This window comes from Rhodococcus quanlei, assembly GCF_055231015.1.
This window is the reverse complement of sequence record NZ_JBUYWD010000016.1, coordinates 51617-75440: the sequence shown is the minus strand read 5'-3', so window position 1 is coordinate 75440 and position 23824 is coordinate 51617. Positions and strand designations below refer to the sequence as shown.

Below are 23824 nucleotides of genomic sequence, written 5' to 3'. Positions count from 1 at the left end.
CGACTTCATCCAACTCGAGGAAGGCCATACGATGAGCTCTGACACCATTCTGGTAACCGGCGCGACCGGTCTGATCGGGTCGTCGCTGATACCTGCGCTGACCGACCGCGGCGCCCACGTACGCGTCATGGTCCGCGACCCGGAGCACGCCGCGCGGTTCGGCGGGGACGTCGAGGTGGCCGTTGCCGACTTCGACGACCCGCCCTCGCTGTCCGCCGCACTACGTGGTACGGCGGCCGCGTTCGTGAACACCCCATCTTCGGCGCAGGCAGCTCTGCGCCAGAACCGATTCGTCGACCTCGCCGCCGACGCCGGTCTCGACCAGTTGGTGGTGCTGTCCCAGTACGCCGCACACAGCGACTCTCCGGTGCGGTTCTTGCGCTGGCACGCCCAGGTCGAACAGCACCTGCGCCACGTCGAGATCGCGCACACCGTGCTGCGGCCGAACCTGTTCCTGCAAGGACTTCTCACCCTTGCCGATACCATCGCAAACCACGGCATCCTCGCAGCACCGATCGGCGACGCGGCCGTCAGCGCAGTCGACACCCGCGACATCGCCGCAGTCGCTGCCCTCGTCCTGACCACACCAGGCCACCTCGGCCGCACCTACACCCTGACCGGGCCCGCAGCAGTCACCCATCACGACATCGCACGCGCCCTCTCGGTAGCGACAGGCCGCCCGACCACCTTCACCGATCTGCCCGAAACCGCGTTCGCCGAGTTCCTCTCCACCGTGCTCCCAGACTGGCAAGCAGCCGGGCTCGTCGAGGACTACGCCCACTACCGGCGCGGTGAGGCAGCCGCCATCGACCCTGCGATGCCCCAGCTTCTCGGCCGCCCAGCGCTCGGCGTCGACGACTTCGCACGCGACTACGCCGCCGCCTTCACATCGGCAGCCGCGCAGTGACACCGACACCCAGGGCAGCGCGCGAGCACCGGGGCAGCAGCGACAGAAGATAACGTATCGGACAACGGAGCACGCCGGAAAGGAGGCGGTCGACCATGCCCGCGCCGATGACCAGTTCGCGAGAGCGCTACCGCGCCCAGGTGCGCGAGGAAATCAAGCAGCACGCGTGGGAGCAAATCGCCACGGCCGGCGCTTCCGCGCTCTCACTCAAATCGATCGCAAAACACGTGGGAATGACTGGGCCGGCTCTGTACCGCTACTTCGCAAGTCGCGACGAATTGATCACCGAACTCATCCGCGACGCCTACCTCAGTCTCGCCGACAATATGCAAGCAGCGTTCGAGTCCGGCGCCGACGTCACCGGACTAGCCCACACCCTGCGAGAATGGGCCATGAACGACCCACAACGGTATTTCCTGATCTTCGGCACACCCGTTCCCGGCTACCACGCACCCGGCGAAACCACCGAGATCGCCTCCCGAATCATGACCGTTCTGACCGAGGCATTCGCTGCAATATCCTTCGATGACCCGCGGACGCCGTTCGACGACCACCTCGAACACCATCCCGACAGCAACCCGGTACCCGCCACCACCGTGCACCGCGCCCTGTCCTTCTGGACCCGCATGCATGGGGTCCTGTCCCTCGAACTCGCCGGCCACTTCGCCGGCATGCAGTTCGACCCCGCCCTGCTGTTCGCCGACGAACTCGACACCCTCCTGACCCGCTGACCACTCCCCTGCCGCCATCGTCGAACTGCCGGACCCACCAGATCTGTCGGCGAACAGACGTGCGAAATCCACGGATCCGGATCACTGCTCCCACTGATCAGGTACCCATCCCTGCAACAGTCCCGGATCCCCAGAGGAGTATGAGGGTCGTGGCTGGGGCAGCACTCACAGCTGGAGTGGATTGCCGACTGATTCCCGCCGGCAACTGCCGCTCACGCGTCGTAACGGCGTGTCGACGCCCGCTCGATCAGCTCGACGGGTAGCCGCGTCGGCTCCACCTCGTTGCCGGCGATCAGAGCCAGCAGCCTGCGCACACCCAGCGCTCCGATCCCATGCGCGGGCGAACGGACCGTCGTCAGCGGAACCGGCAGCTGCGAGACAACGGGGATGTCGTTGTAGCCGATGATCGCCAGATCCTCCGGTACCCGCAGGCCCAGGTCACGCGCGACGCCGAGCACACCGATCGCGATGGTGTCGCTGACGGTGAACACCGCGTCGGGACGCGAGTCGCCGCCGAGCAGCGCACCGGCCGCGGCGACGCCGCCCGAGACATCGAAGGTCGAGGGCAGGACGCGATTCGGTCCCAGGCCGATCCCGTCTTCGGCCAGCGCATCAAGGAAGCCGGCGAGTCGGTCGCGGGCCGTGCTCGCGTGCTTGGGGCCGGAAATGACGCCCACGTCACGGAACCCGCGGTCGAGCAGGTGGCGGCCGGCCAGGTAGCCACCGCGCCGATCGTCGCCGGCGACGAACGGCAGGGTGACGTCGGCGCGCCGGTTGAGCAGCATCATCGGCAGCGACCCCACGGCGAGCGACCCCACGAACCGCTGCGCGGGTATGTGCAGGCTACTCAGCAGCAGTCCGTCCACCTGCCGACTGACCAGGAATTCGATTGCGCGGCGCTGCGCCTCGGGCTCGTCGGGCGGGCTCGAGAGCAGAACCGAGTATCCGGCGGCGGTGGCAGCCTCCTCCACGCCCTCGAGCATGGTGGCCACCACCCCGTCGGTGAGGCGTGGCATGACGACGCCGAGGGCGGTGGTCTTGCGGGTCCGCAGGCTGGCGGCCATCAGATTGGGTTGATAGCCGAGTTCGGCCGCGACCTCCCGCACCCGGACGGCGGATGCCGACCAGCCGTCGACCGGCTCGGGCTGCCGCAGGACCCGCGAGGCCGTGGAGGTGTGGACCCCGGCGCGGTCGGCGATCTCGCGCAGGGTCGGCGGACGCCCGGGGGTGCGGGTGAGGCGATCCGGCATGCGCGTTTTCCGTTCTCTGTTTCGGGCGGGTCCGCAGGCCACGATTGACGGCGGCTGCTGCGGGCCCCTACTGTAGTGGATGCAATCGATTGCACAATCGTTCGCGTCAACTTTTGCAGACCAGGAGGAACCTCATGTCCGATCCCCAGAAGCTCGCCCAGCTGTTCGCCCTCGACACCCTGCTCGAGCCCGAGGAGATCGCGATCCGCGACACCGTGCGCAAGTTTGCGGACGAGCGCATTCGCCCCCGGGTTGCGGAATGGTTCGAGGCGGCGCAGTTGCCGGCGCGCGAGCTGGCGAAAGAACTCGGCGGGCTCGGCGTCCTCGGCATGCACCTCGAGGGTTACGGCTGCGCGGGGATGAGCGCGACCACGTACGGGCTGGCTTGCCTCGAACTCGAGGCAGTCGACTCCGGTATCCGCAGCCTGGTATCGGTGCAGGGTTCACTGGCGATGTTCGCGATCCACCACTACGGCAGCGAGGATCACAAGCAGCAGTGGCTGCCGCGGATGGCCGCCGGTGAGGCCATCGGCTGCTTCGGCCTGACCGAGCCCGACTTCGGATCCAACCCCGGCGGTATGCGCACCAACGCCAAGCGTGACGGTGACGACTGGATCCTGAACGGGACCAAGATGTGGATCACCAACGGCTCGATCGCGGATGTGGCCGTGGTGTGGGCACGCACGGACGACGGCGTGCGCGGCTTCGTCGTGCCCACCGATACCCCCGGATTTTCGGCACCGGAGATCAAGAACAAGCTGTCGCTGCGCGCCTCGGTGACCTCGGAGCTGGTGCTCGAGGGTGTGCGGCTGCCCGGCTCGGCGATGCTGCCGGAGGCCAAGGGCCTGTCCGGGCCGCTGGGCTGCCTCAACGAGGCGCGGTTCGGCATCGCATTCGGTGCGATGGGTGCCGCTCGCGATTGCCTCGAGACCGCCATCGACTATGCGCGGGACCGCCAGGTGTTCGACAAGTCGCTCGCCGCGTTCCAGATCACCCAGACCAAGATCGCCGACATGGCGCTCGAACTCGGCAAGGGCCAACTGCTCGCGCTGCACCTCGGCCGACTCAAGGACAAGCACCAGCTGCGCCCCGAACAGATCAGCCTCGGCAAACTCAACAACGTCCGGGAGGCCATCGCCATCGCCCGCGAATGCCGAACGATCCTCGGCGCCAACGGCATCACCCTCGAATACCCGGTGATCCGGCACGCCAACAATCTGGAATCGGTGCTCACCTACGAGGGCACGTCCGAAATGCATCAGCTCGTAATCGGGCAGGCATTGACCGGTGAGGCGGCATTCCGGTGAGTGGAGCCCTCGACGGACTGGTGATCGCCGACTTCGGGCGCGTCCTGGCCGGCCCGTACGCCACCATGCTGCTCGCGGACCTGGGCGCCGAGGTGATCAAGATCGAGCGCCCAGGCAGCGGCGACGACACCCGCACTTGGGGACCGCCGTGGGTCGGTGACGAGTCCAGCTACTTCCTGTCCGTCAACCGAAACAAGCAGTCGGTGGCCCTCGACCTGCGCGACGCCGGCGACCTGGCACAGGCACAGGAGTTGGTCGAGCGGGCGGACGTGCTGGTGGAGAACTTTCTGCCCGGCACCCTGGACCGGCTCGGGCTCGGTTACGACGCGGTGCGGGCGGCCAACCCGGACGTGGTGTACTGCTCGATCACCGGGTTCGGCGGCAACAACAACATGCCGGGGTACGACCTGTTGATCCAGGCCGTCGGCGGACTGATGAGCATCACCGGCCCCGAACCGGGGTCGCCGACCAAGGTGGGCGTCGCGGTAGTGGACGTCATCACCGGCCTGCACGCGGCGCTGGGCATCATGGCGGCGCTGCGGCACCGCGACCGGACCGGCGAGGGACAACGGGTCGAGGTGAACCTGCTCTCGTCGCTGCTGTCTGCGCTGGCCAACCAGTCGTCCGGCTACGTCAGCGCGGGTGTGGTGCCCCAGGCGATGGGCAACCGGCACCCGAGCATCGCGCCGTACGAGGTCTTCCAGACGGCCGACCGGCCGCTGGTGCTGGCAGTGGGCAACGACCGCCAGTTCGGTTCGCTGGTCAACGTGCTGGGCGTCTCCGAGATGGCATCGGACGAGCGGTACGCGACCAACAGCGCGCGGGTGGCGCACCGGGACGAACTGGTGCGGGACCTGACGGCCGCACTCGCGCAGGACGCCGCCGATGCCTGGTTCAAGAATCTGACCGCGGAGGGAGTGCCGTGCGGCCCCCTCAACGACGTAGCCGATGCAGTAGCCCTGGCCGAGCGGCTTGGCCTCGAACCGGTCGTCGAGCTGGATGATCCACGCAGGAAGCAACCGACACGGCAGGTGGCCAACCCGATTCGGCTCAGCGCCACACCGCCGCTCTACCGGTCGGCACCCCCGCGCCTGGACGAGGACGGCTGACGCCGGTCGCCGTCCCATCGCGTGAACGTACCTTTCGTCCGATCCAACAGGACGAAAGGTACGTTCGCGCGTTTGTGCGCGCCGGCCTCGATGCGACCGTCTTAAGGGAAGGTTAGGAACCGACACGAGACCTTCCGAAGCGCTGTGATCACAAGCACAGTGAACTCCAAGACGTGATGCAACGCATCGGAAGGAGTTTGTCAGTGGGCACGAAATCGACAGGTGAACGCCGAGTGATCGGCAACGTATTGAAAGGTTCGGTCGGCAATCTGATCGAATGGTACGACTGGTACGTCTACGCGGCGTTCAGTGTGTACTTCGCCAAGGCGTTCTTCCCCGACGGCGACACCACAGCTCAACTGCTCTCCACCGCGGCGGTATTCGCAGTCGGATTCCTGATGCGGCCGATCGGCGGCTGGATCATGGGCATGTACGCGGACCGCCACGGGCGTCGCTCCGCGCTCACGCTGTCGGTGACGGTCATGGCCGCCGGCTCGCTCGTCATCGCGATGACGCCCACGTACGAGAGCATCGGGATCATCGCACCGGTGCTGCTGGTGCTCGCCCGGCTGCTCCAGGGCCTGTCGGTCGGGGGTGAATACGCCACCAGCGCCACATATCTCGCGGAGGTGGCGTCGAAGGGTCGGCGCGGCTTCTACGCCAGCTTCCAGTACGTCACCCTGGTGGCCGGTCAGCTGATCGCGTTGGGTGTCCAGATCATCCTGCAGCTGACCCTGTCCGCGGAGGCCATGCAGTCCTGGGGTTGGCGAATCCCGTTCGTGATCGGCGCCGCCGGTGCGATCACTGTGATGTGGCTACGCCGCACGATGGACGAATCGGAGTCGTTCACGGCCGAAGCGGCCCGCTCGGGGAGCGATGCGCGCACGACGCAGGGCGGTTCGATCCGGATGCTGCTGCAGTACCCGCGCGAGTGCCTGCTGGTCTGCGCGCTGACCCTGGGCGGTTGCGTGGCGTTCTACACCTACACCACGTACATGCAGAAATACATGATCAACACCTCGGGCATCTCCAAGGACACGGTGGCGTGGATCAACTTCGCGGCGCTGCTGGTGTTCATCGTCCTGCAGCCGATCGGCGGCGCGCTGTCCGACCGCATCGGACGCCGCAAGCTGCTGATGTTCTTCGGCATCGGCGGAACCCTGCTGACGGTGCCGATCATGACCGTCCTCGGCGGCACGTCGAACCCGCTGATCGCCTTCGGTCTGATGATGCTGGGCCTTGTCGTGGTGAGCGGCTACACCTCGGTGAACGCCATCGTCAAGACCGAACTGTTCCCGACCAAGATCCGGGCGCTCGGCGTCGGACTTCCCTACGCGCTGACCGTCGCGATCTTCGGCGGCACGGTCGAGGCGGTGGCGCTGGCCCTCAAAGGGGTCGGTCACGAGTCGCTGTTCTTCTACTATGTAACGGGATGCATCGCGGTGTCGCTGACCGTCTACTTCTTCATGCGGGAGACGTCCCAGGATTCGCCGCTGGACCGCGACCTGGCCGAGGACGACGTGGCCACGGACGACCTGGCCGAGAATGATGTGGCTGAAAACGACGAGCCCGAGCTGGTCGGCGCGCGGAGCTAGACCGAGCGGAAGGAGTTGCTGCCGTGCAGATCGCGGTGGTCGAGGACGACGACGGAGTAGGCGATGCGCTCGTCGACGCGCTTGGTGCCCACGGACACGAGGCCGTCCGGATGCGCCGCGGATCCGATCTCCTCCTCGGCCACCGCGCTATGGACGTGGTGATCCTCGATCTGGGCCTTCCCGACGCCGACGGCCTGCAGGTGCTCCGGCAGCTACGGGCCGTCAGCGACGTTCCGGTGGTCATCCTCACCGCGCGGGACGACGAACGTTCCGTAGTCCGCGGACTGCGCGGCGGCGCGGACGACTACCTGGTGAAGCCGGCACGGCTGGCGGAGCTACTCGCACGCGTCGATGTCGTCACCCAGCGGCGCCGGGTCCAGTCCCCGGAGCCACTGCGGCAGATCGTCTCGGGCGACGTCGTCGTCGATCTGAAAGCACGCCGGGTGGAGGTGGCCGGCGAGCAGATTGGATTGACCGCCAAGGAGTTCGAGTTGCTCGCCGTGCTGGTCGCGAGGCCGGGATCGGCGGTGAGCCGGCAGCAACTGATGGATGCGGTGTGGGGCGACGCCTACGTGGCGATCTCGCGCACGCTGGACGTGCACATGACGGGGCTGCGGACGAAGCTCGGGCGGCCGGGGCTGATCTCGACCATCCGCGGCTACGGATACCGCTGGGGAACCTGACGTGCGACGCCGCGTACTGGCCGTGCTCCTCGTGTTCGCCACCGTCGCCGTGGTGGCCTTCGCGGTACCGTTGGCACTGGCGACCAGTGCGAGCAGGACCCAGTCGCTGCGGCTGGGGCGTCAGGCGGACGCGGCGCATTTCGCCGCATTGGCCGGGCGAGCAGAACTGCCGGGGAGCGATTCATTGATGAATGCCGAGGTGGACCGGTATCACGCATTGTTCGACGAAGGGGTCCTCGTCGTCGATGCGAAGGGCGCCGTCCGCACCGCGGCGGGATTGTCACCGGACGACCCGGGCGTTGGGGATGCCATCGCCGCCGGCTTGCGGAACCAGACGCAGGGCATCGACGGTGCGCTGACCCCGTGGTCGACGGATCGGGTGTTGGTGGCGGCACCGGTCGGTACGGGCGCGCAGGTGCACGGCGCCGTGGTCCTCGACGTGTCGACGGCCGCGGCGCGCGCGGACATTCGAACCGCCTGGTTGCTCATCGCGTTCGGCACGGCGGGGGCCCTCGTGGCCGTGTCCGCGTTGGCGGTCGCGCTGTCCCGATGGACGGTACGACCGCTGGCGGAGCTGACCGCGAAGGCAGTCGACCTCACCGCGCGGGTTCCGATGCCACCGGCGGCATCCGGCGATCACTCACCAGCCCGGCAATACAGTGGTCCGCCCGAGGTGCGGGCTCTCGCGCGAGCCTTCGACACCATGTCCGCTGCGGTGGACAGCTCGACCCTGGCACAGCGCACCCTGATCGCCGACACTGCTCATCAGCTGCGGAACCCGCTGGCGGCGCTGCGCATTCGATTGGACTCACTCGAGCCGCACGTCGCGGGTTCCGCGACCGAGACCTACCGCCGGACGACCGTGGAGGTCGATCGTTTGGGTGGCATCCTGGACGGGCTCCTGGCGCTGGCGGTGGCGGAATCGCCGGACGAACCAGGGCGGGAGAACAGAGCCTGTGATCTGGGCGTTGTAATCGCCGACCGAGTCGATGCGTGGTCGGCGGCACTGGGGGAAGCCGAGATGACCGTCGCCACGGCCCCCTCCGGCGAGGGGCCGGTGTATGTGGATTTCCCACCCGGTCGCCTCACCCAGGTGCTGGACGTGCTGCTCAGCAACGCACAGAAGTACGCCGGCAACGGGTCCCGAGTCCGGATCACCTGGGGTTACGCCGAATCCGGCGCGATTGTCCGCGTTGCGGACGACGGGGTGGGTGTGAATGCCGACGAGCTGAGCCGGCTCTCCGCGCGCTTCTATCGCGGATCGAGCACCGGCGAGGTGGGCACCGGGCTGGGTTTGTCCATTGCACAAGCTCTGGTGGAGAACGAAGGTGGTGCCCTGACGATCACCGGGGCCGAGCCGCGCGGACTCGTGGTGACACTGCGGCTCCCCCCGGCGTCTGATGAGCGCGGGCCGTCGTGATCAGTCGACGCGAATTGCTGTGCGCCGTGGCGGCACTGGGTGCCGCGGCGGTCGGATCCTCGGCATGCTCCGGTGCGGACCACTCTGTCCGACTGCGCCTGGCGGCCGGCGAGGAGGGCGGATTCTTTTGGGAGTTCGCGCAATTGATGGCCCGAGCCGCCGAGCGGTCCGATGCGGGAGTGCGGATCACGCCGATCCCGACGGCCGGGTCGATCGAGAATCTGCAGATGCTGCGTGCGCAGGAGGCCGACATGGCCCTCAGTCTCGCGGATGCGGCGGTGCGGGCGCGCAGCACAGGCGGCAACTTCGCGGCGATCGGCAGGGTGTACGAGAATTACATGCAGCTGGGGGTCCGGGCGGATTCCCCGGTCACCTCGACCGACCAGCTGGTTGGCGCTCGGATCAGCCTGGGGGCGAACGGTTCCGGTGCGGCGGCGACGGGAGCGCGGATCCTCGAGTCGGCAGGATTGGCGGGTGGTGTCGAGGTGGTCCATCTGTCGATGGCGGACGCCGCGCGGGCGCTGGCCGACGGTTCCCTCGACGCCGCATTGTGGGCAGGCGGGATCCCGACGCCGTCGTTCGCGGAGTTGGGCACGCCGCTGCGCCTGCTCGATCTTGCAGATACGCTCGAGGTACTGCGGGCCCGCTTCGGTCCGCAGTACGAGCCCGTGGTGATCGCGGCGGGCACCTATGGGCAGTCGAGGCCGGCCGCGACCATCGGCCTGGCCAACCTGCTCCTGGTGCGTCGGTCGGTGCCGAACGACACCGTCGGGGCGGTGGTCGATCTGCTCATCGACCATGCCCCGGAACTGGTTCCGGCACAGGCGACCGGGAGTCAGTTCCTGGACCGGCAGTCGCTCATCGTGACCGACGACGTGCCACTGCACCCGGGCGCGGCCGCGGCGTACCGAAGGCACCACGGTTGACGGAACAGGCTCCGTTCGGCCGGAGCGGCGCCGGCGCGTTACCGACTTGCGCTCCTAGCAGCCCTGACGGATGGTCAGTCGCCCCGACTCAGGAGCGCGTCGGCGAACACGGTGGATATGTCCGCGGGATCGCGCGCGATGTGACTCGAACCGCCCGTGGCCTCCGCTATTTGACGTAGCACGTCCGCATCGGCATCCTCGCTGATCCCGATGGTCACCACGATCACGGGTTTCTCCGGGTCTTGCTCGCGCTCCAGTGTGGTCAGTAGTTCGCTGAGCCCGATACTGCCGGGATCGTCGTTGGAGCCGTCGGTGAGGATGACGACGCTGTTGACCGCATTCGGGTCGTAGTTTTCCTTGACCTCCCGGAAAGCGGCGAGCGTCGTGTCGTAGAGTCCCGTCCCGCCCCCGATCTGGTTCGGCAGCGATCGGATCCCGGCCACCAGTCGCTCTCGTTGGGTGGCACCGTCGACCACCTTGTCCAACCGGGCGATCGGAACCAACTCCGTGTAGTCCGCATAATTGCTGTTCGGTCCGGTGGAGAACGACCACAAACCAACCTGGGCAGCGTCCGGAAACAGCTTGCTGCCATCCACGCTTGCCCGCACCGTCATGCCCATGCGCGTCGTGCCCGCGGCGTTGTAGCTCATGGAGCCGGAGACGTCTTCCACGATCAGCGTTCGTGACGGTTTCACGAGCGCGGTGTAATCGCTGCGGAGTTCTGCGACCACGGCAGGTTCCGGTGTGCGCAGTTGGACGACGGGCCGGACGCCTCGATGGTTGCTCAGCGGACTTCGGTCCACCGTTCGGAAACCTGCTGCGGACAGAACCTGTTCGCCGACCGGTGAGGTGAGCGCCGCTGCCAGCGCCGTACCGGCTTCCTCCGCCGCGCTGCGTCGATCGGCACCCGTGGCCACCAGCGGATAGTCGAGGAAGACACTGCCGGTTGCGGGAACGGATGCGGTGAGGCCGTCGCCTCCGTCGGCAGCGAACTGCTGCTCCGTGACGATCGTGGCACCACCGGTTTCCCGCACGGCGTTCAGCTGTTCGGCCGCATCCGCTGTTTCGGAGTCGGCGGATTGTTGCGCGATCTTGACGAGCGCTTCCGACACCTCCTCCGGGTCGCCGGCGCTCACCTCCGTCTCGACGGTCGCACCGGCGATGGGTGCCAGGGCCGCACCATCGGTCTGCGGGGCACCGAGCGTCAACCCGGGCATCCGGAGGACACTCAACCAGGATTCACCCGCTACCGGCCCGCCCTCGGGGGTCACGAGAACAGTTGGGGTCGACGCGACCGACTCGCTCACGAGCGTGGCAGCGGAACCCTCGCCCACCAGCATCGTCGAATCCGGGATCCACAGATCCGGCGCGTCCGGTCCGTTCGGGGTGACGTCCGTTGCCTCCACCGCTGTCACGGTGAACGAGGAGCATCCCAGGTCACTGGGGTCGGAATCGGCGGAGACCTTCTGTACTGCGTCTGCGATCGCCGGGTCCGCTGCCACGGTGTACCCGGCCGGGTCCTTGCATCCGCCGCCCATCCGCGACACCACGAACACAGCCACGCCGACCAGCAGTATGGCGACGACAGCGAGTGCACCGTACTTCGCTACGGGCGGAAACTTCGTGGACGAACGGAACTCTGGCTCCGTGTGACGACCGGACATGACCCTCCCCTATTGCTCGGATCCACGCCAGGTCAGGCGTAGATCTCTGCGAACGTCTTCAGCGACTTCTCGATGTCGCCCTCGAGCGCCTTGGCCACGCCCGATCCGATCGGACCGAACAGCGGAGCCCCACCGAGCTCGACGGTGAACACCACCTCGGAACCCGACCCTTTCTCCCTGACCTCGAGGTGCAGTCCGAGCTTGACGCCGCCCTTCCCGGCACCTTTGAGAACGAGACGCTTCGGCGGGGTGTATTCCTTGATGGTCCACTTGACGCGATTGCGCATGCCCTTGACGGTGACGACCGACTGCAATTCGGTGCCCGTCGCGAGTACGTCCGGCATTTCACCACGCCAACCGTCGTGAACCACGAACCACCGGTCGAATTCGGAAAGTGTGGACGCATGCCCCCACGTCTGATCGGGGGACAGTGGTACGTCTGCTTTCACCGTGAGTTTCGCCACCCGTGCAGAGTAGCGGTTCGGGGTGGCGAACATGAAAGCGAGTCGGGAGGTGTCAGCGCACCTCGTGGACCAGCGAGTACCGCTCGCCGGCGTTCTCCAAGTGCGGCACGCCCACACCTTTCAGGAAGTGGTCGAACATGTCGGCCAGCAAGCCGTTCGTGGTGTCGATCACCTGCTGCCGAGGCGCCGTGCCGAAGCTGAGTCCGCCGGGGATTTCGAAGAACGGCAGATCCGGAACGCTCTGGGGCAAGAAGTGCTCGCCGTCGGTGAAGCTGCCGTGCCCGGTGTTCTCGACCGAGTACACCCGGCTCCACCCTCGAGGTGTGGCGAAGTACTGGTTCCAGAACCGCTCGCGTCCCGACTGACTCTCCGCGTGCAGCGAGCTGATGATGTGCATCAGGGGACGATCCACTCCTTCCGTCACTGCAGGGCTCGCATCGTTCCCGTAGAACAACGCTCCGTCCATGTTGACGCCGGCATCGAGCCGTGGATCGAGTCTGAGTACCTCGGCAGTGGTGGCCCCACCCATCGAATGTCCGAACATTCCGATCCTGGACGGATCGACCGCAGCTGCCAGGCCGTCCGGCAGCGGTTGTGACACCGCGTCCGAGGCGCCGCTCGCCGCGAGGTCGTCGACGACGTCCATGACGAACCGGGCATCCGCGACACGGGCATCGATTGCCCCACGCAGCCCTGCGTCCGAGTAGGCGTTCGGGATTCGTGGTGTCACGATTCGCCCGTCGGGAAAGACCGTGGCCAGAGCGTCGCCGGTGTGATCCATGCTGATCACGACGTAGCCGTGGGCTGCGAGAGCCTCGGCGTGGACGGTGTTGAACGATCGCGGTATGTAGAAGCCCGGCGAAAACAGTACGACCGGGAGCGACCGGTCGCCGGTCGAGGCCACCGGCGCATCCGCGTAGCCGTTGGTACGAAGGTCCGCCAGGGTCGGTATACCGAGACCGGAGGCCACCGCGTCCGGCAGGTAGGTGGACAGTTCACGGCCGCTCACGTCGGAGGCCGGATACGTGATCGTCACCGGAATCTCGCGGTCTGCCCCTGCCATCCACGGATCGGGGCGGTCGTGGTCGACGAGGGTCAGATCGGTGACACCGATTGCGGCGCCGCCGGGATCCGGCAACACCGGCCGCGGCTGGGCGAGTGCCGTACCTGCACCCGAGAGAACGAGGCCGACCGCGCAGAGCGCGACTACAAGTTTCCGACGCATGGTTACCCTCACCTAAGCACTATGTCCGGGGAGGACATTAGCAGGTCACGAGGGTGTAGGGGCGTACCGGCACAGCTGGTACGCCCCTACACCCGACGCTCTAGTGGGAGACGACCTTCTCGACCCCGACACCGGTGAGCGACCGAACTTCCATCTCGGCCTGCTTCGCCTGATCCTCGAGACGCCGACGCCCGACGTAGGTACCGACGATGCCGAGGACGAAAGCCAACGGAATCGACACGATGCCCGGGTTGGACAGCGGAAAGAACGAGAAATCGGCGCCGGGAAACATCGACGACTCCTTCCCCGAAACGGCCGGCGAGAACACGATCAGCAGGAGGCAGCTGACGAGACCTCCGTAGATGCTGAAGAGTGCGCCGGTAGTGTTGAAACCCTTCCAGAACAGCGAATACAGCAGCGTCGGAAGGTTGGCCGATGCGGCCACTGCGAACGCCAGCGCCACCAGAAAGGCGATGTTCTGGCCCATCGCCAGGATGCCCAGCACGATCGATGCCAGACCGATCACCACAACAGTGACGCGTGAAACCCGAACCTGGTCTTCCTCGGAGGCGTTTCCGTGCTTGATGACACTCGCATAGATGTCATGGGCAAACGATGCCGACGCGGTGATCGCCAGGCCCGCCACCACCGCAAGAATGGTCGCGAATGCCACCGCCGAGATGATGGCGAGGAAGATCGTCCCGCCGAGCTCGAACGCCAACAACGGCGCTGCCGCATTCTCCCTACCGGGGGCAGCGAGAATGACGTCGGGTCCGACCATCTTGGCTGCGCCGTATCCGAGCACCAGCGTGAACAGATAGAACCCGCCGATCAGACCAATCGCCCACGTCACCGATCGACGAGCTTCCTTGGCAGTGGGAACCGTGTAGAACCGCATCAGAACGTGCGGCAGACCTGCCGTACCGAGTACCAGAGCGATACCGAGCGAAATGAAGTCCAGCTTGGACATACCGCTGATGCCGTACTTCGCCCCCGGAGCGAGCACGTCCGTCTGCGCCACCGTCTCGTTCGCAGAGCTGCTGACCATCGCCTGGGCGTCGGCCAGGAGCTGCGAGAAGTTTCCTCGCACCGACAGCAGGACGAGGACGAACATGATCGCCGCGCCGGCTACGAGCAGTACCGCCTTGACCATCTGCACATAAGTGGTCCCCTTCATGCCGCCGACCAGCACGTACACGATCATCAGGATGCCGACCACGGCGACTACGATGCTCTGGCCGACCGTGCCGTCGATATTGAGCAACAACGAGACCAGACCACCCGCGCCGGCCATCTGAGCGAGGAGGTAGAACAAGGACACGACGAGGGTCGACAGCGCTGCGGCCATACGAACGGGGCGCTGCTTCAGCCGGAAACTCAGGACGTCGGCCATGGTGAAGCGTCCTGTGTTGCGCAACAGCTCCGCCACCAGCAGCAGTGCGACCAACCAGGCGACGAGGAAGCCGATCGAGTAGAGGAATCCGTCGTAGCCGTACACTGCGATGGCACCTGCGATACCCAGGAACGATGCCGCCGAGAGGTAGTCTCCGGCGATCGCGAATCCGTTCTGCGGTCCGGAGAACTGGCCGCCGCCCGTGTAGAAGTCGGAGGCTTTCTTCGTGGTTCGGCTGGCTCGGATCACCAAGGTCATCGTGCCGATCACGAAGACCACGAAGATGGCGATGTTGAAGAGCGGGTTTCCGACATCGCTGCCGGCTGCGAGCATGCTGGTCACTTGGCCGTTCCTTCCAGTTCTTCACGGATCGCCGACGAGCGCGGGTCGAGTTCACGGTTCGCGAACCGGACATAGATCGCGGTGATCGCGAACGTCGTGACGAACTGGCCCAGTCCGAGGATCAGACCGACATTGATGTTGCCGAACACCTTGGTCGCCATGAAGTCATGTGCATAGGTGGCCAGCAGCACGTAGGTGAAATACCAGGTCAGGAAGAATCCGGTCATCGGGAACACGAACCGGCGCAGGCGGCTTCTCAGTTCCTGAAACTCGGGACCGGCCTGCATGTCCACGAACGCTCGAGCATCGGGTGTGGACGGGCGGCCGGGTATGTCCTCGCCCAAATCGGTTGCGGTCACTACAAACTCCTCGTGTACGGAAGTGGAACACCGCAAACGTAATGAGATGCACATCACATATGTAGTGGGTGTCGCCCGTCACACGTTGAGCCGTCGGAGTGTGCGGTGAGCGGTCGCCCACACCCGACGAGCGGTCGAGTGCGGGTGTACACGTCACGGCGCCCGATCTGCGCCCATTCCCAGCCGCTCGGGCGCGTGCATCCGGGTGAAGACGCGGGCGATGTCGGCAGGTATCCGATCCTTCGTCGCCTTGCTGACCACAATCATCACCACGAAGGACAACGGCACGCTGACTGCCGCCGGATAGGCGACCACCGCTGCCGGCCAACCACCCCACACGTCGTCGGTGAATCCGCCCAGTACCGCCACCATCGCCGCCGAGCCCGATACCGCCCCACCGGCAAGCAGACCTGCCGCGGCCCCCGGCGCCGTGAGACCGCGCCACCAGATTCCCAATACCAATAGTGGGCACAACGTGGAAGCGGCAACCGCGAACACCAACCCGACGGTGCGCGACAGGTCCAGCGAAACCAACCCCACGGACAGCACAACGGGTCCGACGCCACCAAGCACTGCTGCCACCCGAAAATCGCGCACCCGTCCACGCAGCACGTCCGTGCTCAATACCCCGGCAATGCTGACCAGAAGGCCGGACGAGGTCGAGAGGAAAGCGGCGATCGCCCCGGACGCGACGACGGCGGCCAGCAATTGCCCTCCCCACCCCGAGAACACAGAACCGGGCAAGAGCAGCACAGCCGCATCCGACGTCCCTGTGATGAGCAGTTGCGGGACGTAGAGGCGAGCGAACACCCCCAGCAATGTCGGGAACAGGTAGAAGACCGACAGCAGACCGACGACCGCCAACGACGTCAAACGGGCAGCCCGCCCGTTCGGGTTCGTGTAGAAGCGCACCAGCACATGCGGCAACCCCATCGTGCCCAGGAACGTCGCAAGAATCAGGGAATACACCTGATACATCGGGTGCCGACCGCCGAATCCCGACCCGGGGGCAAGCCAGTGGGAGTTGTCTGCCGGGGCACCCGCAACCACGGGCACGGCGGCCCCCGGCTCGAGCACCAACGTCGTACCCGCAGACAACTCGTGCCGCCCAGGCTCCAACCGCTGCCCTGCCACGGCCACCGGCTCCGACACCTGAACGATGACGTCGGTGTTGATATCGACGGTGGTGCGCTCGGATACCGTGGGTGGAGCGGGCGTCGCGATTGCATCGTCCGCCGCGGCGAAATGCATGATCAATGCCACCGCGGGAATCGCGACGGCAGTCAGTTTGAGCCAGTACTGGAACGCCTGCACGAAGGTGATCGACCGCATCCCCCCGCCGCCGACGTTGGCGATCACGATGGCGCCGACCGCCGCCGCTCCCACCCAACTCGGTACACCCAGAAGGATGTTCAACGTCAGGCCCGCACCTTGGAACTGAGGTATCAGATAGAGCGCACAGATGATGGCGACCACGATCATCGCCAACTTCCGTAGCCGCCGCGAACCCAACCGGAACTGCGCGAAGTCCGGCACCGTGTAGGCGCCGGATCGCCGCAACGGTGCCGCCACGAACAACAACAAACCCAGGTAACCGGCGGTGAACCCGATGGGATACCACAGCGCGTCCGGGCCGTACTTCGCGATGAGACCTGCAACTCCGAGAAAGGAAGCAGCGGAGAGATACTCACCCGAGATGGCCGCCGCATTCCAGCGTGGCCCCACACTGCGGGAGGCGACCAGGAAGTCGGAGGTGGTGCGCGACAACCGGACCCCGTAGGCCCCGATGGCCACCGTGGCGACCGAGGCGACCAAGACGGCGACCACGGTGAGAACCGGCAACGACTGCGTATCCATACGCCGGCCTCAGTCGTCCACCAGGTCGACGAACTCCTGCTCGTTGCGTTCGGCCCCACGGACATAGATCCAGCCGACCCCCAGCAACAGCGGGTAGACGAGTGCTCCGAGGATCAGCCATGGCAACCGAATCCCCCACACCGACACCGAAGACACCCCCGGCACCAGATGAAAGACCAGCGGAATCGCGCACAGCAGCCCTGCGGCGACCACTGCCAGCCGCAACGCCAAGCCCAACTGTGCACGCACCAGGCCACGAATCATCACGTCACCGACCGACGTCTGCTCCTGCACCTCGACCCGGGTTCGCACCCGGCGCGCACCCTGTCGCTGCGCGAGCACCACGCGCTCACGTTTCGGTGAACCCGCCGGCGAACTCATTGTGACCGCGACTGCTTGGGCGACCACGACTGCTTGGGCGCCCGCACCAGCCGATCCTTCAACTCCCGAGTGTGGCGGCGGCTGACCGGGAGTTCCGTAGGCGGATCGTCACCGTGCGAACGCAGACACACCATCAGGCCGGTACCCACCGTTTTGATCCCCGTGACCAACGGCAACGCCACCAGGTACGAGCGATGCACCCGCAGGAAGCCGGCGTCCGCCCAACGGGCCTCCAAGACCGACATCGGCACGCGGACCAGGTGCGATCCGGTGGCGGTGTGCATACGCGTGTAGTCCCCGTCGGCTTCCACCCACTCGATCGACGACCTCGGGACAAGGGTCGTGACGCCCCCGAGTTCGACGGGAATCACATCGTCGGGACCGGATCGGGGGCCCGCACGCCGGCCCTGGCCGCGCAGCGAGTCGCGAAGGCGATCGCGGACCCTACGCACGGCCTCCGCCAAACGCTCCTCCCGCAGGGGCTTGAGGAGGTAGTCGGCGGCACCGAGATCGAAGGCGGCGACGGCACGATCGTCGTGCGCGGTCACGAACACAACTTCCGGCGGTGCCGCGAAGTTCGCGAGGATTCCAGCGAGCTCGAGGCCGTCGAGACCGGGCATGTTGATGTCCAGAAACACCGCATCCACACCACCGTCACGCAGTACCCGCAATGCGGTGGTGGCGTCGGCGGCGGCGTGAACCTGATCGACGGCGAACTGGCGGTCGAGTAGAAACACCAACTCGTCGAGGGCCGGCTTCTCGTCGTCGACTGCGAGCACTGTCAGACGGTCCACACACGACCCCGGCTCTGCTTCGTTCACTGATGTTCTTCTTCGTTCACTGCTCGACCTCACTCACGACGAACTCATGGTGCCATGCCGCCCGCTCGCGCGTGACGCGGCTCACGAACCCGGGCGGATACCCGGACGAAACTTGGGGATTCGCATGCTGACTTTCGTCCCCGCTCCGGGCGCGGTTTCGACGACCAGCCCGTAGTCGTTACCGAATGCGGCCCGGAGCCGGTCGTCGACGTTGGACAGGCCCACGTGGGCCGATTCCGTCGTGCCAGCGCCGTCGTCGGCCTCGGCATCCAATGCCCCCGACCTCAACAATTGGGCGTCCATGCCGACTCCGTCGTCCTCGACGCTGATGATGCAATCGGTTCCCTCGTCCTCCGCCACGATGGTGACGGTTCCGCCTTCCGGTTTCGCGGCGATGCCGTGTCGCACCGCGTTCTCGACGAGTGGCTGCAGGGCCAGAAACGGCAACACCACGTTGAGCACCTCCGGTGCCACCTGCAACGTCACCTGGAGCCCGCTGCCGAACCGGGCGCGCTCGAGGGTGAGGTACCGGTCGATGTTGCGCAGTTCCTCCGCCAGTTGCGTGTATTCACTCGTCGTGCGGAACGAGTACCGGGTGAAGTCGGCGAACTCGAGCACCAGTTCCCTGGCCTGCTCGGGATCGGTACGCACGAACGACGCGATGGTACCCAGCGCGTTGTAGATGAAGTGCGGGCTGATCTGGGCGCGCAGCGCACGCACCTCCGCCCGGTCCAGCCGGGCCCGCGACGCATCGAGGTCGGCCAACTCGATCTGGCTGCACGCATAGCTCGCGACCTCGGTCACCACGCTGAGCATCCCCGGCGTCGGCTCATCCGCACTCAGCACACCGAGAACTCCCGCAACGCCGGTGTCCTCGATCCACAACGGTTGCACGATCAATGACCAACGGGTGGCGACGCCGGCACTGTCGGTGTCGTCCACGTGTGCGACGAGCTTGCGGCGCCCGTCCATCGCCGCGCGCACGGCCTCCACACCGAACACCGCGGCCATCGATTCATGTGGACCGTTCCACGCGAGCACTGCGCCGTCTGCGTCGGCGATACCGACCGCCTGGGCCGCGGTCAGTGCGCGCAGGTGCGGCGCCGCCTCTCCCGCGGATGCTGCGTCCAGCCCCCTGCGCAGTGAACGTGCGGCGGACGAAGCCGTGTGCAGGGTGTCGTGTACCGCACGCTCGTGCGGGGTGGTGAACTCGCGTCGGGTACGCATCCATACGATCACCGCGATCGTGGTCGGCACCACCACAAGGACCACGAGCAGCACCACCACCGTGACCGTCACATGGAGTCCATTCGAGCCACCAGGGCCCGGGGTGCCACGGTCCGAAATGCGTCGTCCACGATATCGGCGATGTCATCCCAATCGGTTCTGGTGGTGTCGAGGTACACACCTATCCACCCTCGCCCGCCCACATAGGGCGGCACGAAGAACCGTTCCGGGTCCCGGGCGACCCAGTCTGTCTGGGCGCCTGCCGGTGCCGCTGCCCAGAAGGCGAGCCGGTCGTCGTGATGCCGGTCCGCGAACGTGACGAACAGCGGGGACCTGCGGACGAACCACGCGGGCTCACCATGGCTGACGCGTTCGGTTGCCTCGGGTAATGACAGGCACAACGCGCGGAGGCGCTGTAATGGCGATTCGGTCACGACCCGCTTCCTTCCTGACAGGTGTTCTCCGGGGGCACTCCGGCGAAGCGGTCGGCCACCCACTGCACTGCGCCGGGAATCGCGCGCGCATCAGCGTGTCCCTCACCGGTCCTGGTACGAAACGCAATCACGTCACCGTTCGCGCACGCCTGTTCGACCGCCTGTTCCGTCCACTCCGGGAAGATCAGGTTGTCGCCGGCACCGACCACCACCAATTGCGGTCCGGCAGCCTTGTCCTGCGGCAATGCGATGTCCTCGAGCCATTTCCGCATCCGCAGGGCGTCAGCGGGAGTTCGGGGGACCGTGTCTTCTGGGCGCATCCGGGTAGCCACGTTCCACTTCTCGGTGAGCATCGCACCCACGCACGAGAGCGCCGTGTCCGGGTTCTCGGCGAGAGCACCCCGCAGATAGTCGGACGGGTCCATCTCGGGGTGCAGCAGCTGCAGACCTTCGAGCAGGTACGGCAGAAACATCTTCTGCGGCAACGTCATCTCGTCGGCGACGTCACCGTCCACGATCCCGGTCAGATCAGCGGCCGGCGACAGATTCGCCGATCCCACGAACTCGAGACCGTCGCCGTAATCGTCGGCATGTTCAGCGGCCGACCACGACGCCTGCCCGCCCTGAGACACTCCGAGCGCCGCCCACCGTGTGGAGGCGGCAGGAACGACATTTCGGGCAGCCCGCACGGCATCGATCAGGTTGTAGGCCGCGGTCGTCGGCTCGAGGTACGGGTGCGGGCCGTCGGTACCCAACCCCTCGTAATCGGATACGGCCACCACGAATCCGCGCTCCAGGAGTTGACCGACGACATCCGCCGTTCCCAACAACGTGGGTGACGAAGACGGGGCACACTCGTCGGTGACGCCGGTGGTCCCGTGCCCCACGGTCACCACAGGCCATCCGCCGGCGGGTGCCCGGCCGGCGGGCGTGAAGATCGTGCCCACCACCTCGGTTCCGGACTTCTCGATCCCCGAAGTGGACCGGTAGGTCACCGTCGTGACGGTCGCCCCCGTTTCCTCGATCTCCCCGGTGACCCCCGGAAACGGTGCCTGCCTCAGCACCGCGCCGCGCTCGTCGCCGACCGGAGCGGGAGCGAGCGACTGCGCGGACGTCGACGTCGTAGACGATGGTGCGCCCGCGATCTCGGAAGTGTCCGTCTCGGAGGTGTCCGACCCGCACGACACGGCTCCGGTCAACAGAACCCCTGCCATTATCGCGGCCGCGTTCACACGGGCAGGCAGGGACGCGTTCCGTCCTGTTCGATCGCGATTCACCGGTGGATCCTTTCATCCACTTCGTCAACCCGAAAGACCGATGTCACACGGGTTCAGCCGAACTGAACCCGTGTGACATCGGTCGGGTAAGTGGGAGGGAATCAGCCCTGCGGGGGCTTCGGGGGCTGCGGCGGCTGGCCGCCCTGCGGGGGCTGTCCGCCCGGCTCGTCCTGCGGCTTGACGTAGTTCTTCGCTGCATCGGCGGCCTTGTCTATGTGGCTTTTGTACTTTCCGCCGGTCTTCTCGTCGACCGTCGCTGCCGCCTTGTCGACGACGCCGTGCACTTTTTCGGAGTTCTTGGAAGCGGCTTCCCGACCTTTTCCGACCAGGCCCTTCACTGTGTCCATGAAGCTCATCGCATTCTCCCTCTTCAGTGCGTACACATGACGTCTCGTGGGATGGTCGTCCCACGCTGGCCCCAGTCAAACATCTTCGCGATACCGGCGCTACCACTCCGATCAAGCCGTACGCGTTATCCACACTTCGATCAGCACCCTGAGCTGGGCATCACGCCAGTCGCATCCACCACGGCGACGGATGTGCCGGATCGAGACCGTCGATCCGCTGCCCAGGTCTCGGCACAGCCACCGTGGTACCGGCTTCGTCCGCAGCCTCGATCAGCCTGTCCACCGGCTCCGACCAGGGATGGAAGGCCAGGTTGAACGTTGCCCAATGGATGGGCACCAACACCCCGAGAGTCCCGTTGCCCAGTTCGAGGTCCGCATGTGTCTGCACGGCCTCCTCCGGGTTCATGTGAATGTCCGACCACCGTTCGTCGTACGCTCCGACGGGCAGCAACGTCATGTCGAACGGTCCGTACCGGCGGCCGACGTCGGCGAATCGCGGCGTGTAGCCGCTGTCGCCACCGAAGAACACTCTCCGGACGGGGCCCGCAAGCACCCACGACGCCCACTGAGTGGTGTTGCGCTCGAAACCTCGGCCCGAGAAATGCCGCGCCTCGGTACAGGTGAGGGTGAGGCCCCCCAATGTGGTCGACTCGTCCCAATCGAGTTCGACGATGCGGTCCTCGGGCACACCCCACATCCGTAGGTGCGCGCCGATTCCCAAAGGAACCACGAACGGAGCCTTCTGCGTTCGGACGAGATCGTGCACCGTCGCCTTGTCGAGGTGATCGTAGTGATCGTGCGAAATCACGACCGCGTCGACATGGGGCAGATCCTCGAGCGCGATCGGCGCGGGGTGCAATCGAGCGGGTCCGACGACCGCAGACGGGGACACCCTCTCGCTCCACACCGGATCGGCGAGCACCCGGTATCCGTCCACCTCGACGAGGACGCTCGAATGTCCGTACCAGGTCACCGCCACATCTGCGGCCACATCAGGTGCTACCGACGCCACCAGCGGCACCTGCCCGGCCGGACGCCCGGCCCAGCGGCGGGTGAGGGCGTCCCGTAACAGTCCTCCACTCGGGGTGGGCGCATCCGAGGACGGGTCGGTGTTGTGAAACCTTCGGCCCCGATACCGCGGTGAGGCACCCGCGTATGGACTCACCTTCGAACTGGACGCACCGATCTGGCCCGGTATCCCCCACGACGCCCAGGCCACCCAACCTGCGACACCGGCCACGGCAGCGGCCGTCAGAGCACTCTTCACCTTCACAGCTTCACCTTCACGTCAGCACTGGCTATGTACACGACTGTAATGAAAAAAGTTCGCGCGTCATCTTCCGCGAAACACGGGTGGGCGCTTCTCCTGACGCGCCACGCGAGCTTCCTTCGCGTCCTCGCTGTTCCATGCCGCGTGCAGTGCCTCGATCTGGTCCTCGGGCGCATCGTCGCGGGTGCCGTCGTCGTTGAGCGCCAGCTTGAGATGCTGGAGCGACAGTGGGGCGAGTGCGGCAATCTTCTGTGCCCATTCCTGGGCCACCGACAGGTCACCGAGCTTGTTCGCGAGCCCCCGGGCGTATGCCTCGTCTGCCTGCATGTCCTCCGCCCCGAGGAGCATCGCGCGGGCCGGGCCGCCACCGACGAACAGCGTCAACCGGTGCGCCGTCCAGCGGTCGACGGAGATGCCGATCTTCGCTGCGGGTATGGCGAAGCGGGCTTCGGGGGCAACCACCCGCAGGTCCGCCGCCAGCGCCAGCTGACTGCCCGCGCCGATCGCCGGCCCGTTCACCGCGGCGATGACGGGAATCGGCACCGAGTCGATCGTGTGCAGCATGTCGAGAAGCGTGTCCGTGAATCCGTCGGCATACACACCACCCGACAGATCTGCGCCCGCACAGAACGACGACCCCTCACCGGTGAGCACGATCACCCTCGCCGCATCTGCTGCTGCGGCCGTCACCGCCTCGCGCAGTGCGACACACATGTCGGCGTTGAGGGCGTTCCTTCGATCGGAACGCTGCAGTTCGAGAGTGCACACGTCACCGTCGCGACTCGTGCCGATCATGTCCGCTCACCTTCTGGTTGGTGGAAATTGTCGTCCGGTG

General features: G+C 66.3%; 23 protein-coding genes. 8 read left to right on the top strand and 15 right to left on the bottom strand.

What is annotated here, in order from left to right; translation table 11 throughout:
• The first annotated feature begins 31 nt into the window (after positions 1-31).
• Positions 32-907: an SDR family oxidoreductase gene (locus ACZI8Q_RS12990; RefSeq protein ID WP_463373952.1), complete on the top strand. Its 876-nt coding sequence runs from the start codon at positions 32-34 to the stop codon at positions 905-907.
• Positions 908-1002: 95 nt separating this feature from the next.
• Positions 1003-1638, top strand: a complete 636-nt coding sequence (locus ACZI8Q_RS12985; protein ID WP_463373951.1) for a TetR/AcrR family transcriptional regulator — start codon at positions 1003-1005, stop codon at positions 1636-1638.
• Positions 1639-1850: 212 nt separating this feature from the next.
• Here ACZI8Q_RS12985 and ACZI8Q_RS12980 read toward each other — a convergent pair whose 3' ends face one another.
• Positions 1851-2888, bottom strand: coding sequence for a LacI family DNA-binding transcriptional regulator (locus ACZI8Q_RS12980; protein WP_463373950.1), 1038 nt, complete (start codon positions 2886-2888; stop codon positions 1851-1853).
• A 134-nt stretch (positions 2889-3022) separates the two neighbouring features.
• Between ACZI8Q_RS12980 and ACZI8Q_RS12975 the strand changes: the two genes are divergently transcribed.
• The 6 genes from ACZI8Q_RS12975 (at position 3023) to ACZI8Q_RS12950 (ending at position 9928) form a co-directional block, all read left to right on the top strand.
• A complete protein-coding gene (locus ACZI8Q_RS12975; protein WP_463373949.1) occupies positions 3023-4195 on the top strand; it encodes an acyl-CoA dehydrogenase family protein in 1173 nt (390 codons plus the stop codon).
• Positions 4192-5304 carry a CaiB/BaiF CoA transferase family protein gene (locus tag ACZI8Q_RS12970; RefSeq protein ID WP_463373948.1) on the top strand — a complete coding sequence of 371 codons (1113 nt, stop codon included), beginning with the start codon at positions 4192-4194 and terminating at the stop codon, positions 5302-5304. Before ACZI8Q_RS12975 ends, ACZI8Q_RS12970 begins: the two co-directional genes overlap by 4 nt.
• A gap of 203 nt (positions 5305-5507) precedes the next feature.
• Positions 5508-6899, top strand: a complete 1392-nt coding sequence (locus ACZI8Q_RS12965) for an MFS transporter (RefSeq protein WP_463373947.1) — start codon at positions 5508-5510, stop codon at positions 6897-6899.
• Between the two features lie 23 nt (positions 6900-6922).
• Positions 6923-7582, top strand: coding sequence for a response regulator transcription factor (locus ACZI8Q_RS12960; protein ID WP_463373946.1), 660 nt, complete (start codon positions 6923-6925; stop codon positions 7580-7582).
• A gap of 1 nt (position 7583) precedes the next feature.
• On the top strand, positions 7584-9002 hold the full coding sequence (locus ACZI8Q_RS12955; protein WP_463373945.1) for a sensor histidine kinase: 1419 nt from the start codon (positions 7584-7586) through the stop codon (positions 9000-9002).
• Positions 8999-9928: a TAXI family TRAP transporter solute-binding subunit gene (locus ACZI8Q_RS12950; protein WP_463373944.1), complete on the top strand. Its 930-nt coding sequence runs from the start codon at positions 8999-9001 to the stop codon at positions 9926-9928. Before ACZI8Q_RS12955 ends, ACZI8Q_RS12950 begins: the two co-directional genes overlap by 4 nt.
• A 74-nt stretch (positions 9929-10002) precedes the next feature.
• On the opposite strand, the gene ACZI8Q_RS12945 is transcribed toward ACZI8Q_RS12950, so the two are convergent.
• The 14 genes from ACZI8Q_RS12945 to ACZI8Q_RS12880 form a co-directional block, all read right to left on the bottom strand.
• On the bottom strand, positions 10003-11592 hold the full coding sequence (locus ACZI8Q_RS12945) for a substrate-binding domain-containing protein (protein ID WP_463373943.1): 1590 nt from the start codon (positions 11590-11592) through the stop codon (positions 10003-10005).
• Between the two features lie 32 nt (positions 11593-11624).
• Positions 11625-12056, bottom strand: coding sequence for a type II toxin-antitoxin system Rv0910 family toxin (locus tag ACZI8Q_RS12940; RefSeq protein WP_463373942.1), 432 nt, complete (start codon positions 12054-12056; stop codon positions 11625-11627).
• A gap of 52 nt (positions 12057-12108) precedes the next feature.
• Positions 12109-13281: an alpha/beta hydrolase family protein gene (locus tag ACZI8Q_RS12935; RefSeq protein WP_463373941.1), complete on the bottom strand. Its 1173-nt coding sequence runs from the start codon at positions 13279-13281 to the stop codon at positions 12109-12111.
• A gap of 100 nt (positions 13282-13381) precedes the next feature.
• The gene (locus tag ACZI8Q_RS12930; RefSeq protein WP_463374047.1) at positions 13382-15007 is read right to left on the bottom strand and encodes a solute symporter family protein; all 1626 of its coding nucleotides are present in this window, start codon (positions 15005-15007) and stop codon (positions 13382-13384) included.
• 5 nt (positions 15008-15012) lie between these two features.
• A complete protein-coding gene (locus tag ACZI8Q_RS12925) occupies positions 15013-15375 on the bottom strand; it encodes a DUF485 domain-containing protein (RefSeq protein ID WP_463373940.1) in 363 nt (120 codons plus the stop codon).
• A gap of 153 nt (positions 15376-15528) precedes the next feature.
• Positions 15529-17232, bottom strand: a complete 1704-nt coding sequence (locus ACZI8Q_RS12920) for a sodium/solute symporter (protein WP_463373939.1) — start codon at positions 17230-17232, stop codon at positions 15529-15531.
• Between the two features lie 9 nt (positions 17233-17241).
• Positions 17242-17613 (bottom strand): hypothetical protein, encoded by a 372-nt coding sequence (locus ACZI8Q_RS12915; RefSeq protein WP_463373938.1) that lies wholly within the window; start codon positions 17611-17613, stop codon positions 17242-17244.
• Positions 17610-18434, bottom strand: a complete 825-nt coding sequence (locus tag ACZI8Q_RS12910; RefSeq protein ID WP_463373937.1) for a LytR/AlgR family response regulator transcription factor — start codon at positions 18432-18434, stop codon at positions 17610-17612. The genes ACZI8Q_RS12915 and ACZI8Q_RS12910 overlap by 4 nt, the downstream gene beginning before the upstream one ends.
• An 81-nt stretch (positions 18435-18515) precedes the next feature.
• Positions 18516-19733 carry a sensor histidine kinase gene (locus tag ACZI8Q_RS12905; protein WP_463373936.1) on the bottom strand — a complete coding sequence of 406 codons (1218 nt, stop codon included), beginning with the start codon at positions 19731-19733 and terminating at the stop codon, positions 18516-18518.
• The gene (locus ACZI8Q_RS12900; RefSeq protein WP_463373935.1) at positions 19730-20095 is read right to left on the bottom strand and encodes an MmcQ/YjbR family DNA-binding protein; all 366 of its coding nucleotides are present in this window, start codon (positions 20093-20095) and stop codon (positions 19730-19732) included. The genes ACZI8Q_RS12905 and ACZI8Q_RS12900 overlap by 4 nt, the downstream gene beginning before the upstream one ends.
• Complete coding sequence (locus ACZI8Q_RS12895) at positions 20092-21309, bottom strand: lipase family protein (protein WP_463374046.1); 1218 nt, start codon at positions 21307-21309, stop codon at positions 20092-20094. Before ACZI8Q_RS12895 ends, ACZI8Q_RS12900 begins: the two co-directional genes overlap by 4 nt.
• A gap of 164 nt (positions 21310-21473) precedes the next feature.
• Complete coding sequence (locus ACZI8Q_RS12890) at positions 21474-21728, bottom strand: antitoxin (RefSeq protein WP_463373934.1); 255 nt, start codon at positions 21726-21728, stop codon at positions 21474-21476.
• 151 nt (positions 21729-21879) lie between these two features.
• Entirely contained in the window at positions 21880-22992 is a 1113-nt protein-coding gene (locus ACZI8Q_RS12885; protein WP_463373933.1) for an MBL fold metallo-hydrolase, read from the bottom strand.
• Between the two features lie 60 nt (positions 22993-23052).
• On the bottom strand, positions 23053-23784 hold the full coding sequence (locus ACZI8Q_RS12880; protein ID WP_463373932.1) for an enoyl-CoA hydratase: 732 nt from the start codon (positions 23782-23784) through the stop codon (positions 23053-23055).
• Positions 23785-23824: the final 40 nt, after the last annotated feature.